We start from the raw sequence: 12,309 nt of genomic DNA, 5'->3' as shown, positions 1-12,309 counted from the left end.
ATGCGGCCGCGACGGATTGTCGACGACGAGTCGGGAATGGTCACGATCGAGGGAGCGTATGCGATCTCGGCTGTCGTGATCGTGGTGATTCTCGCGGTGGGTGTGGTTACGGCGGTGACAACCCAGATCCGCTGCACCGATGCCGCCCGCGAGGTGGCTCGGCTGACGGCTGCGGGTGATGATCACGCCCGCGCCGCCGGCGAGCAGATCGTGCCGGGGGCGCAGATCTCCATTGCGGCGCAGCAGGATCGGATCGTCGTCGAAGTCCGTCGTGGTGCGCCGATGGTGCCGGGTCTGACACTGTTGGCGCGGGCCGTCGCCGTTCCCGAGCCGGATGGTGCCGACCAGGTCGACGTCGCGCCGGAGGTGGTGCGGTGAACTGTCGCTGGTCGGGTGGAGCGCGGGCGCAGCGGGATTCACGCCTCACTCGACTTCTCCGCGACGAGGGCGGCTACGCCACCGTGGCTGCGGCGGGTGCGATCGCGGGTATCGCGGCACTGATCGTGTTGGTCATTTACGTGGGTGCGGCGACGCTGGCTCGTCATCGGGCGCAGTCGGCGGCCGACCTCGCAGCGTTGGCGGCTGCGGCAGATCATGTTGCGGCGCTGAATGATCCGTGTGCCACGGCAAGATCGCTCACCGTCGAGCAGCGGCCGCGGGCGGAGGTCTTCGAGTGCACGGTCGTCGGTGAGGATGTCGTGGTCGGTGTGCGTGTGTCGGTGTCGTTGGGGGCGTTGGGAATCCGAGCGGCGTCAGCGCGGGCGCGTGCCGGTCCGGCAGATGACCCGTGACGCCCTCCGCTCCCGCCGGCAGGTGGCGAGCCGTGTGGTCTGTTCGTACGCAAACGTCGACTTTCCCCTGATCGAGTGACATCGGCAGAGCGCCGGGCTGGGTACCGTCCAGTGGCGCAGTACTGTTCCGTTTGTCCGAATCTCGGAGGTCGTCCATGAAGTTCTCCCGTTCCGCTGGCGCTGCTGCACTCTGTGCTGCCGCGGTGGTCCTGTCGATGCCTGCTGCCGCTCACGCGGGGGGCACCAAGGACCCGCGGTACGCGGCACCGCCCGCTTCGTCGGCGCCGACATCAGCATGCTCGGATCGTGCGCCGTACACGGGGCAGTGGGTTGGGCACGGGCGGTCGATCGATCTGCGCGACAACGGTTCCGGAACCATCACACTCGGCAGCGGTGCGTCGAACAGTGAGACGTGGACGCTGGGCTGGAAAGCGCAGAAGACCACCGTGTTCCCCGACTGCGGCATCCTGACCGAGGTCAAGGCACAGACCAAGAAGATCGGTGAGGGCAGCTACGGACTGCTGGCCGCCGGGAAGCAGTTCGAGGGTGCGTTGGGTAAGCGGGAAGGACACACGGTTCTGCTGATGTCACTGCATCCCGGACAGGACTCGATTGCGTTCTGCCGCAAGGACGACTACGCCCGCGACTGCGGCGCGTAGTTCCCTATCCTCGCAAGGGTCTCTGTCATTGCGGGGGAGATCAGGCTCCGCACTCCCGTGAGTAGCCATACTTGTCCTGGTTGCACCAGGGCAGGGAGTGTCCGGCGGCGGTGAAGCCGGCCATCTGCATATAGGTGACTGCTTGTGAATCCTTCACCAGCACACCGTGATAGACGGCGCCCGCGTGCATCGAGTTGTCTCCCAGACCTTCGCCGTGCTTCGAGATCTGTTCTCCGAGCGTCATGGTGGCGCCGCTGGAGTCAGCGCTCCAGGTGAGTGCCCACTTCTCGCCGTCGGCGGCACCGATCGATACCGACATGTCGCCGGTGCCGTCGGCGTTGAGATTCATGTCTCGCGTGTGACCCACCCATGCCCCGGTGAAAGCGTCGGCACCCGAGGGAGCTTTCGGGGTTGCTGATGCCGTCACGGTATTCACGGGCGTGCCAGGGTTCACGGGTGCGGCAGAGTCGACCTCGGTCGGGTCCGTGGTGCCGGGGGCGGTTTCGGATTCGGTGACGGTCGACGTCACGACGACAGGTGTCGACGGACTGGGCGTCGCGGAGGAGTTCTCGTCGGGACTGCAGCCGGTCGCCGTCAGCGCCAACGCGATTGCGGCAGAACCGAGTACGCACGCCCTCGCGAGCCGTGTTCGGTTTCGTCTGATGTCGGGCTGATCGATGCGCATGACCGTTCCTCTCGATGACTGGACCCGATAGGTGCTCGATCCGACGACGACTCGAACAAGCAATCGTGACTCGACGAAGCGCGGGCCTCTCACCGACTATCGCAACCAATGGCCGCGGCGTATCACCACGTCATTCAGCTGAACGGCGGTCGGTACGGCGAGGTCGGCGCCATGTGGGGGCAGAACTCAGAGAGCGTCGTCGCCGATGTGGATGCGCTTGGGGTACACCCGTGTCGAATCCATCGGGGCGAACCAGACCTGCGAGAAGGAGACCTCGGCGTCGCCGCGGTAGGCGAGTCGGAGTCGGCCCGGCCCGGCCTTGGAAATCGAGCCGGGAATGGAGCCGTCGGCAAGGTCGGCACTTGCAACGCGGCTGTTCGGAATGCGCGGTGCCACTGCGTCGACGAACGGGGCCCAGTGCACCACCTCGCTCTCGGTGAGGAACGCGCCTGCGGCGGCGTTGACCTCGCCGGTCTCGGTGTCGGTGGCGAGATAGACCTCGCCGAGTGCGGTGGCGATGCGCGGCCCGACCATTGCGCTCTGCAGGTACCACTGCGCGTTGTCGACGACGTCGGCGTCGAAACGGGCGGCACACCAGGCGAAGTGGATGTCGAGTGCATCGAGTGCCTGCGCCTCGGAGTAGAACACGTCCGGCTCGCCGATCGACGCCGGCAGAGTATCAGCGGAACCCGTCGGACGAGCCAGTAGGAAGAACGCTGGGCGCGCGCGGGTAATGAGCGGCGACGGTGTCACGCGATCGGGGGTCCCCTCGTACATCGTTCAAGTATCCCTGAGAACAGTCTGTGACAGGCGGTAGTGACCGGATTGGTCAGATTCGACGTGTTGGGGAACGGTCCAATTCGCGGCTGACCTCGGCTGAGCGGTCAGCGGGACGGCACTGGTCAGACGCCCAAGCGGAGGAACACTGCCGCGTGTGGCGCGATTTGCAAGGTCCAACCTGAGAGTTCGCTGAGACTGTGCGCTGGGAGCCTTCACTGCACCTCCGCCACACCGATTCACACCCACACACCATGTCTGCAGACGGCACGCCTACAGTCACCACGCCCGCTACCACGCCCGCGGGCTCTGGCTCAGCGACCCCGCGATAAACTGCTGACCAGCGGTCGGGCGCTCTGCGGGGAGTGCCTGTCCGGTCCGCTCTCGCCTATTGAATTTGCTGCGGGCAGTGCTGCCTACGGGGCGTATGTCCGCGGCGTGTGTTGCCTACGGGAGATGATCGGGTGTCGGCCGAATGTGTCGCGGAGCGGTCCGGCGACGACGCACAACCCGACGACGCACAACCTGAGGACGCACAACCTTCAGGGCACGTGCGTCGCGGGACGTTGCTCGGTCGCGAACGTGAACAACGTGAAATAGGCGCTGTCATCGACTCCGTAATCGCAGGCCACTCGGGAGTCGTGCTGGTGCGCGGCGAACCGGGCGTCGGCAAGACGGCACTGGTGACTGCCGCGGCAGACGGTGCAGACCGGGCCGGGGCCGCGGTGTTGCTCGGGCGCGCGGTCGCCTTTGAAAAGTCCCTCCCCAACGCGCTTCTGCAGGTGCTTCTGTTGCATCTCGTCGATGGGTCGACAACTGTTGCATCGCAGCATGTCTCGACGCTGCGCCTCGCGCTCGGACTGGAGGCCGGGGAAATGCCGACGTCACCAGCGCTGGCGGATGCTGTTGTCTCCCTCGTTGCCGAGATATCTACTCGCGCAACGGTAGTCATCGTCGTCGACGATCTCCAACACGCGGACCAGAGCTCGAAGGAGGTGCTCGACGCACTCGTGATGGCGCGGCTGCCACGTGTGGCGGTGGTGGCAACCGCTCCGGCGCACACGCAGTGCGGGCTCGGCTCGTGCACGGTCATCGACGTCGTGCCACTCGTCGACGACGCCGCGTCGAAACTCCTCTCTCCGGCCCACCCGAACATGGCACTCGAGGTCCGGCGCCGCATACTGGCACTCGCCGAAGGCAATCCACTCGCGCTGCGCGCGTTGCCCGCCGAGCTGCGACACGACCACCTCGACGGCTCGGCGTCGTTGCCACCGGTACTTCCAATGTCAACTGTGCTGCGAGACAGACTTTTTCCCGACGTCGCGGAGCTTCCCGGTGTGACGCGGCGCCTGCTCTTGATGCACGCGTTGGCGCCCGATGTTCCGGTCAACGATCTTCTCGCGGCCCTCGGCAGTCGCACATACTCGGACGTCGTCACTCCCGCGCTGGACGCGGGGGTCGTCGAAGTGAGCGTCTTCGACGGCGAGGCCACGCCCGCGGAGCCGCAACGAATCCGCTTCACCCGAGCGCTCTTCGGCTCGGCGCTGATGAGCACGGCAACCGATGACGAGCGCTCGGCGACGTATCGATCGCTGGCACGGGTTACCTGCATCTCAGCCGGGATCGAATCCGATTTTTTCGAATCCGACTTGTCTACGGGAAGAACGAGATTCGACGACGCGCTGGCGACTCGACTCGAAGTGGCCGCGGAGGCCGACCTGTGCACCGGCGAGTGGCGTTCGGGGCTGGACCGACTTCAGCGAGCCGTCGAGCTGACCGGTGACCGCAGTGAGCGTCACCGGCGACTGGCTCGCGCAACGCAGGTTGCCGCGCGCGTCGATCGTGAAGTGGCGGCACAGATGTTCGTCGGAATGCAGACAGGGCAGCGGCATTTCGAGAATTCGATCACCGACGCACTCGCCGCGTCGGCTGTCATCGTCATCGACGACGACGGCGATGTCGACACGGCGTATCGAATGCTGATGGATGCCTTCGAACGCACTGCGCCGCATGACGCCGACGATCCGGTGGTTCTCGAGGCCGTCGAGGCGCTGCGCGAGTTGTGTTGGCTCGGTGGGCGGGCGGAGTTGTGGGACGGTTATCGGCGGGTCGTCGACGAGGTGGCTCCCGAGGCGTCGTCTGCGCTCGGACTTATGGCGGCACTCTGGAGGGGGCCGTCGACACTGTCAGCCGTGCAGCGGACCACTCTGGACGCGCTGATCGCCGGATTGTCGGTCGATCAATCTCCGTTGTGGATCGGCGAGGTCGCCGAGATGGCAGCGACATTCGACCGGATCGACGAATGTCGTGCGGTACTCGATGAGCTGATCGACGGCATCGACACCTACCGCGACGTGACGAGCAGGCCGTCGATCGCGGCGGTGTGGGCGATGCTGCTGCTGGCGCAGGACGCGTTCCACCGTGGTAAATGGTCCACCACAACCGAATTGGCGCGGCGAGCCAAGGCGGTCTGCGGCGTCGACGGCCACGATCACCTCGGCTGGCTCGCCGACTACCTGCTCGGTATGGTGGCCGCGGTTCGTGGTGAGGTCGACGTGGTGGATCAACTCGCGGCGCGCATGCGTGCCTGGGCGATCCCGCGCCGTGCCTTCGTGCTCATCCGGTTCGCCGAACACCTGTGGACGTTGGTCGCCGGTGGGCGAGGGGACGTCGGTTCGGTGTACATACATGCAACGGCGGTCAGTCCGGTCGGTCGGCTCGGACCCTACGTGTCGATGTCGGGAATGATTGCGCTCGATCTCGTCCGATCGGCGACACGCACCGGTCGTGACGACGACGCGCGGGCGCATGTCGCCGCCATCGAAGAAGCTCAGATCGGTCGAATCTCTTCGCGGCTGAACCTGATTGCGCTGGCGTGCCGGGCCATGATCAGCGGCGACGATTCGGGCCGCCTGTTCGAGGAGGCGCTGGCGTTACCCGGAGCCGACCAGTGGGTCTTCGAGTACGCGCGTATCCAGTACACCTACGGCATGGAACTGCGACGTAACCAGGAACTCGTCGCTGCCAGGAGGCAACTGCGAGCAGCATTGTCGACGTTCGTCGAAATCGGTGCCACGCCGTGGGCCACGCGCGCCGAGGCGGAACTCGACGCCACAGCACCGACACGCAACGTGGCGGCCGCAGACTCGGAGCTGACCGCCTACGAGCGGCGCATCGCTGAGATGGCCGCGGCCGGACTCACGAACAAGACTGTCGCAGAACGACTCGACATCTCTCATCGGACCGTCGGCAATCATCTGTATCGGATCTACGCGAAGCTGGGAGTGACATCACGGGTCGAACTGCGAGACGTGCTCGCAGTATCGAAGCCGAAGACCGGCAGCCCCGCCGGCCGACTGGTCAGGTGAAGAGGGCGCAATCACGCAGTGCCGTACGGGATCTGACTCCGACGGTGCGGTATACGTGCGAAAGATGGCTTCCGACCGTGCTCGGTGCAATGCCCATCCGAGCTGCGATGGCACGGTTCGACATTCCGGATACGGCCATCTCGGCGATGCGATGTGCCGTGGCGGAAATCTGTGGGGATCTACGTGGCGGCGTGAAGGTGGTGACCGACTCGCCGAGCAACCGTAGTTCATCGGCGGTTCGTGCAGACCAGTGGTCGGCGCCGAGCACGGTGAACGTCGAGAGAGCTTGGTAGAGTTCCTCTCTCGCGGCGCGACCGAGGCCGTTCATGCGCAACCGACGCCCGAAGTGTAAGCGCACTCGCGCGACGTCGAACGGCCATCGGTCGGCGCCGGGCGTTGCGATCGCAGAGCGATATGCCTCGACATCGTCGGTGACGATCGCGTACGAACCCGCACGCAGAAAAGCGAGCCGGAGATCGGGCCCTGGACCGACTGCGGTCAACGCCTGCGCCACCGACTCTGTTGCCGAACGTGATTCGCATTCGGAGGCGGCCTCGGCGAGGTCGATGATGGCGCGGTCGCCGCGAGTGATGACGTCGGCGGGCCCATCTTTGGAGGCGCGGAAGATGCGTAGCGCGCTCCGCGGATTACCCGCGCCGAGAGCCGTGACCGCCTGGAGGTGGCCATGGTGTCGCGTGACGCCGACCCCCTTGGATATCCACTCGGGTACCGCGAGGGATGCGGTCGATGTCGAGAGCAGCTCCCCGCGGTACGCCGACAACAGTTTTCGTGCACTGACGAGATAAGCCTGTGCGTAGAGCTGCAGGCCCGACTCGCGGCACAGGGCAATCCCGCCGTCGAGAATCCGCTGTGCCTCGTCCCAGCGTCCCGCACCGAGATAGTGCGAGCCGAGCATCCATGCGGCACACACCGACGAGGTAACCGACGAGCGGGGGTCGCTCCACACGCGATGCAACGCGGCACGCCACCAGTAGCTGCTGCTGCGCGAGGTTGCGACAAAAGCGCTGCGCACTACATCAGCGCTGTCGGTTGAGTGTTGCAGGGTGTCGATCAGTCGGTCGAGCCGAGTATCGAGGTGCGCATGCGATGCGCGATCGGGCGAAAGTGTCTGCGCCGCAATCAGTGCCCATTCCGGTGCTGTCGCCGCGTGTTGGGTTACCAGGGCGGTGAATTCTGACCAGTGCTCCGGCCGGTCGTCGAGATGGCACAGCTGGTAGTGCGACCAGAGTGCGTCGTCGAGGATGCGGTCGCCCGGAATCGACGGCTGTGCGCGAATCGCCCGCGCGAAGGTTCGCTGTGCCTCGCGGATCGACTCCGGCGCCTTCGCCGACAGGTACGAGCGCGCAACGACGGCTTCGAGCGAGCGCGTCGCTGTGGCGTCGGTGCTCAATGCGTCATCGAGAAGTGCACTGGCGGTGGGGATATCGGCGCTCACAGCAGAGACCAGAGCCGACGCCGCCGCCAGTCGTCGAGCCTTGGCAGGCGGGTCTGTCGTGCGGGCGGCGCTGAGTCTGAAATTGTCGGCGGCAGTGTGGGAGTCGCCGTGCCGAAGTGCCTGCGCTGCGGAACGTTGGAGAAGATCTGCGACGTCGTCGTAGTCCAGTCCGACTGTCGCGGAATCGCTCTCGGGAAGTGCTGACTCGGTCGACGCGATGGCGAGATAGCCTGCGCGGACCAGTTCGCGGGGGCGGCCGTCTCCGCGAAGCGTGATGCGACGACGATCGGCGGAATCAAGGCTCGGAAAGTGTAGGCGCAGAAAGCGATCGGACGACGACTCGTCGAGCGGATGGACCGCGAGCGCGACGTCGACCGCATGGCTGGGAAGACCTGCGACACCCGGCACGCAGGTGGTGACGAACTTGACCCGGCTGCCGGTCAGGCGTCGGCACAGGAACGAGAGTGTCTGTGCGGCAGTGTCGTCGAGCTGGTCGGCGTCGTCGAGTCCGATGAGTAGCGCGTGAGATCGAGGCCGACGCGCAAGGCTGAGCAGCGTCTGTCGCAGATCGGTGGCGGCATCGTCCGCGACTGTGTCCGAGTGGGACTCCGATGTGTCGGATTCGCGGAGGTGGGCGGCCAGTTCGGTCAGGACTGACTCGGAGCCGGCGCGGGTGTTCAGCCGCGCAAGTCGGTACCCGGCATTCGACGCCATACGTTCGGCCGCGGCCAGCAGTGCTGTGCGCCCGGTGCCCGGTGCGCCGACCAGCGCAATCGAATGGTCAGTCGGCGACGAGACGAATGAGCTCAGTGATGCAAGAAGCCGGTCGCGCGCCGTCAGGGTGTGTGACACCACCGCCCGGTGACCTCCCCTGTGAGCTAAGTTACTTGCAAGTACAAGCAACAATGTAGCTCACCCCGGGGGCGCGCAGATGTCCGGGTTGCCGGAAGCAGGAGTCGGCACGTCCGGCCTTGCACGGTGGCAGAACACAGCGACGCCCACGACCGTGGTGGTCGTGGGCGCCGCGTTGTTCGTGGAGATGCTACTTCGAGGCGGAGCCGCTCGTCGACGACGAGTTCGACGCGTTGCTGCTCGAAGCCGACGACGGTGACGACGTGGGGTCGGAGTCGGCCGAGGCGGTGGCGTCGGAGCTCGCGGCTCCTCCGGCTTCGGCAGAACCGGCGTCAGCAGAACCCGTGCCCGCAGAACCCTTGCCGGCAGTGTCGGTGCCGTTCGTCGTGCCGTTCGTCGTGGCGGGATTCGTAGCGGGGGAGTCGTCGGTCGCTCCGGCCGTGTCGTCCCCGGCGGTGGCGGGTGCAGAGGCGCCGCCCGACCCCGTCACACCATCACCCGTGGCACCTGACCCCGTGACGCTCTCGCTCGGCGTGACCACACCGGCGTCGGACGAACCGGAGTCCGTGGATTCCGACGAGGTAGCGGACTCCGCGAGATCCGTTGCGGCCGTTGCATCCTGGGCTTCGGACGCTACCGGCGTCGCAGCCCTGACAATCGGCGCGCTCGCGACTGACGACGCATCGACGGTGTACGACGTCTTCGGAGGTAGCGGAGCCAGCGCAGTCGCGATTGACGTCACGATGTGCTGCAGGGCGCCGAGCGTGCCCGGCAGGAGGATGTTGAGCTGACCGTCCTCGTCGAAGCTGCTGTCGAGCGCGGGGTGCAGCAGACCACCATTGATGACGGGGAAGTCGCCGAGACCGATGATGTTGCCGACGCTCGGGCCATAGCCGCCGTTGAGGAGGCCGTCGAGCATGACGCCCGGAGCTTGCATCAGCGCGGTCGCGACCTGCCCGATATCACCGGCTTCGGCGCCGTCGACCACGCTCTGGACAGCATGCCCGACCGCTCCGAGGCCGCCGGCCAGCGGACTGATGATGCCGATTCCGGCGAAGAGCACGACCTCGGGCACCTGATAGACCAGGCGCTTGCCCGCGGCGAACGGCTCCGACAGCGCGGCGCTGATTCGATCGTTCGGGATCGCCCCGGCGAGCGCCAGTCCGGCGTCGAGCGGCACGTCGAGGATCTTCATCAGTGCGGGCATCACCGATCCGGTGGACGGATTGATTGCCGCGTAGATCGGCGCGACGGCGACCAACAGGATGTTGTTCATCGCCGACTCGATGTCGCCCGCTTTCAGGGCAGCGGTGACGGCGGCGAGCAGTTGCGGAACGTCGTTGCGCAGTGCGTCGGCAACGTCGTTGACCGCGCCCGACAGCCCTGGGCCGACGCCGGCGGCGGCCTCGGACGCCTGCTTCCACAGCGCGGCGAAATCGGGGCTGGTGCCCGCCTTCCACTCGCCGTTTACAGCGCCGTCGGCGACGCCCTTGACGAGATTGAGCTGGTTCTCCAACACCTGGCTCAGTATCGGCAGCGCTTTGTCGGGCGAATTGGCTTGCAGCGTTTTGATATTCGCGAGCGCCCGCTCGATCGCGTCCGCGTAGATCTGCGTCGGGTCGGCATCGGCGGCCAGGGTGGTCAACGCATGCGCGCCGACGGTTGCGGTGTCCGCGACGAGCTGCGTCGTCGACGCTGCCCCCTCGGTTGCGGCCACCGTTGCGGCCTGGCTCATCGCCGGGACTGCTGCGATCACTGCGGCACTCGCGATGGACATTCCGGTGAGGGCCAACGCGCCCACCCCCGGGCGAACGACAGCGTTCTTCATGGTCACTCCTTGTCAGTGGCGGCACCAGAACCTCGTCCGCCCCCGAGCGACCCGATTGCGGCGCGCACCACCACCCGACGCGCCGTCGTCGAGGGTGCCTCGTTCGCACAGCGAAATGACGGGATACGCGCAAGCCGGTAGCCGCGTGACTCAGCTTGTGACGCGGAACACGTCGCACAAACGCCTCGACGCCCGCGGAAAACGTGTCCGCGGGCGCCGAGGCGTCGTGAGTGGTGTGGCAGATCAGCGTGTTAGCTTTCGCTCGACGCTGAGCTCCCTGCCGAGTCGGATCCGGACTTCGACGTTGCGGAGTCCGCAGACTCCGTGGTGTCTGCCGCGTCGGCGTCAGCGTCATCATCAGCGTCGGCAGCCGAGCCGGTTCCCTTCGACTCCGCAGAATTCGAACCCGTGCTGCTCGAACCCGCGCTGCTGGATCCCGCAGAACTCGAACCCGCGCTGCTCGACGTCGAGTCGGTAGCGGACTCCGAAACGTCTGCCGTGCTGGATGATTCGACGCTGCCCGACTCATCGCCGGAAGACTGCGCGGGTGCCTCTGTGGAATCGGCAACCGTTGCCGTCGGCGCAGCCGCATCCGAAGCAGCCGCATCGGAAGCGGTCGCAGCCGCGTCGGAAGCAGTCACGGTCGAGTCGGTCTGAGCCGCGACCAGCGTGGCCATGTCGGCGCTCACAGTCTTCGGTGGCACCGGCGTGATGGCCTTGAGGATGTCTGCCTGAAGGCGCTGAAGCACCCAGCCCGTCCCCGGAATGATGGTGGCGCGGTTGCCGTCGGCGTCCTTGCCGAAGAGCTGCAGCGCGCCTCCGAGCAGGCCGCCGCTGACGACGCGCACTCCGTTGACGCCCACCAGTCCGCCGACGCTCGGTCCGTAGCCGCCGTGCAGGAAGCCGTCGAGTGTGATGGCCGGCGCCTGGACGAGTGCTGTCAGTGCGCCTTCGAGATCGTTGGTGCCCAGGGCGTCGATCACGTTCTGCACGCCGCGACCGAAGCCGCCGATCCCGCCTGCGACCGGGCTGATGATCCCCATCCCGATGTAGGCGAAGTCGGAGCCGATCACGTTGTTCACCTTGATGGCGTTGCTGATCGGTGTCGAGATGGCGGCGGCGATGTCGGCGTTCGGGATCGCACCCGCGGCGATGAGGCCGGCGTTCAGCGGAACGTTGAGCAGCTTGACGAGCGTCGGGACCACGCCGCCTGCCTTGGTCGGCTTGATCACGGAATACACCGGCGTGACCACGGCGAGCAGCAGGTTGTTCATCGCGCCTTCGATGTCGCCGGACGAGAGCGACGTCGAGACGGCTTCGAGCAGCTTGGGGAGCTGATCGGAGAGTGCCGCGGTGACGTTGGCTTCGATGCCCGCGGAGTCCAAGCCGTCGAGTGCGGCCTGGATCTGGGTCCAGATCGGCGAGAAGTCGGCTGCCTTGCCCTCTTTCCACTCACCGGCGACGGCCCCGTTGATGATGCCGTTGACCAGCGCGGTCTGGTTCGCCAGCAGCTGGTTGAGGATCGGGTACTCGGTCTTCGACGCCGTCTTCTTCAGCTTCTCGATGGCAGCCTGTGCCTTGGTGAGCACCTGCTGGTAGATCGCCAGCGGGTCGGTATCGGTAGCGGAAGGTGTTGCGGCAGAGGGTGTTGCTGCAGAAGGTGTTCCGGCAAGTGGCGTCGCCAGCGCTGCGGCGGCCGCAACAGCGGCGTCCTGCGTCACGGCCGTTGGCGTTGCTGCGGCATACGTGGCTGCCTGGCTCATCGACGGGACGGCCCCGATCACCGCGGCACTCGCCACGGAGAACCCGGCGAGGGCCATCATGCTCGCCCGTGGGCGAACGGCAGCGTTCATCATTGTCACTCCTAGAAACCGGTGGCGAGCAGTCGTGAGT

General features: G+C 66.3%; 9 protein-coding genes. 4 read left to right on the top strand and 5 right to left on the bottom strand.

Annotation, left to right across the window (positions count from 1 at the left end; genetic code table 11):
• The 3 genes from ACRVY7_RS05525 (at position 1) to ACRVY7_RS05515 (ending at position 1,450) form a co-directional block, all read left to right on the top strand.
• Positions 1-378, top strand: coding sequence for a TadE family type IV pilus minor pilin (locus ACRVY7_RS05525; RefSeq protein WP_431816286.1), 378 nt, complete (start codon positions 1-3; stop codon positions 376-378).
• Entirely contained in the window at positions 375-791 is a 417-nt protein-coding gene (locus tag ACRVY7_RS05520) for an Rv3654c family TadE-like protein (protein ID WP_431816285.1), read from the top strand. Before ACRVY7_RS05525 ends, ACRVY7_RS05520 begins: the two co-directional genes overlap by 4 nt.
• A 155-nt stretch (positions 792-946) precedes the next feature.
• Positions 947-1,450 carry a hypothetical protein gene (locus ACRVY7_RS05515; RefSeq protein WP_431816284.1) on the top strand — a complete coding sequence of 168 codons (504 nt, stop codon included), beginning with the start codon at positions 947-949 and terminating at the stop codon, positions 1,448-1,450.
• Between the two features lie 40 nt (positions 1,451-1,490).
• Here the strand turns inward: ACRVY7_RS05515 and ACRVY7_RS05510 are convergent, their stop codons facing one another.
• Positions 1,491-2,135, bottom strand: a complete 645-nt coding sequence (locus ACRVY7_RS05510; RefSeq protein WP_431816283.1) for a RodZ family helix-turn-helix domain-containing protein — start codon at positions 2,133-2,135, stop codon at positions 1,491-1,493.
• Between the two features lie 186 nt (positions 2,136-2,321).
• Positions 2,322-2,912, bottom strand: a complete 591-nt coding sequence (locus ACRVY7_RS05505; protein WP_431816282.1) for a hypothetical protein — start codon at positions 2,910-2,912, stop codon at positions 2,322-2,324.
• A gap of 464 nt (positions 2,913-3,376) precedes the next feature.
• Between ACRVY7_RS05505 and ACRVY7_RS05500 the strand changes: the two genes are divergently transcribed.
• Complete coding sequence (locus tag ACRVY7_RS05500) at positions 3,377-6,280, top strand: helix-turn-helix transcriptional regulator (protein ID WP_431816281.1); 2,904 nt, start codon at positions 3,377-3,379, stop codon at positions 6,278-6,280.
• Here the strand turns inward: ACRVY7_RS05500 and ACRVY7_RS05495 are convergent.
• The 3 genes from ACRVY7_RS05495 to ACRVY7_RS05485 all read right to left on the bottom strand — a co-directional run bounded on the left by ACRVY7_RS05495 (position 6,273) and on the right by ACRVY7_RS05485 (position 12,272).
• Positions 6,273-8,588 carry a helix-turn-helix transcriptional regulator gene (locus ACRVY7_RS05495; RefSeq protein ID WP_431816280.1) on the bottom strand — a complete coding sequence of 772 codons (2,316 nt, stop codon included), beginning with the start codon at positions 8,586-8,588 and terminating at the stop codon, positions 6,273-6,275. The two genes, ACRVY7_RS05500 and ACRVY7_RS05495, sit on opposite strands and share 8 nt — an antisense overlap.
• 190 nt (positions 8,589-8,778) lie before the next feature.
• Positions 8,779-10,416, bottom strand: coding sequence for a hypothetical protein (locus ACRVY7_RS05490; RefSeq protein ID WP_431816279.1), 1,638 nt, complete (start codon positions 10,414-10,416; stop codon positions 8,779-8,781).
• 251 nt (positions 10,417-10,667) lie between these two features.
• The gene (locus ACRVY7_RS05485) at positions 10,668-12,272 is read right to left on the bottom strand and encodes a hypothetical protein (RefSeq protein ID WP_431816278.1); all 1,605 of its coding nucleotides are present in this window, start codon (positions 12,270-12,272) and stop codon (positions 10,668-10,670) included.
• Positions 12,273-12,309 lie beyond the last annotated feature (37 nt).

The sequence above is a fragment of the Gordonia jacobaea genome, assembly GCF_965344965.1.
GTDB lineage: Bacteria > Actinomycetota > Actinomycetes > Mycobacteriales > Mycobacteriaceae > Gordonia > Gordonia jacobaea.
Note: the sequence above shows the minus strand (reverse complement) of the source record. Positions and strands in the feature narration are given on the sequence as shown.

Bases quoted from the DNA above. Each gene is read 5' to 3' on its own strand.
- ACRVY7_RS05525 (WP_431816286.1), top strand. From the start codon at position 1: ATGCGGCCGCGACGGATTGTCGACGACGAGTCGGGAATGGTCACGATC.
- ACRVY7_RS05515 (WP_431816284.1), top strand. From the start codon at position 947: ATGAAGTTCTCCCGTTCCGCTGGCGCTGCTGCACTCTGTGCTGCCGCG.
- ACRVY7_RS05510 (WP_431816283.1), bottom strand. From the start codon at position 2,135: ATGCGCATCGATCAGCCCGACATCAGACGAAACCGAACACGGCTCGCG.
- ACRVY7_RS05505 (WP_431816282.1), bottom strand. From the start codon at position 2,912: ATGTACGAGGGGACCCCCGATCGCGTGACACCGTCGCCGCTCATTACC.
- ACRVY7_RS05490 (WP_431816279.1), bottom strand. From the start codon at position 10,416: ATGAAGAACGCTGTCGTTCGCCCGGGGGTGGGCGCGTTGGCCCTCACC.
- ACRVY7_RS05485 (WP_431816278.1), bottom strand. From the start codon at position 12,272: ATGATGAACGCTGCCGTTCGCCCACGGGCGAGCATGATGGCCCTCGCC.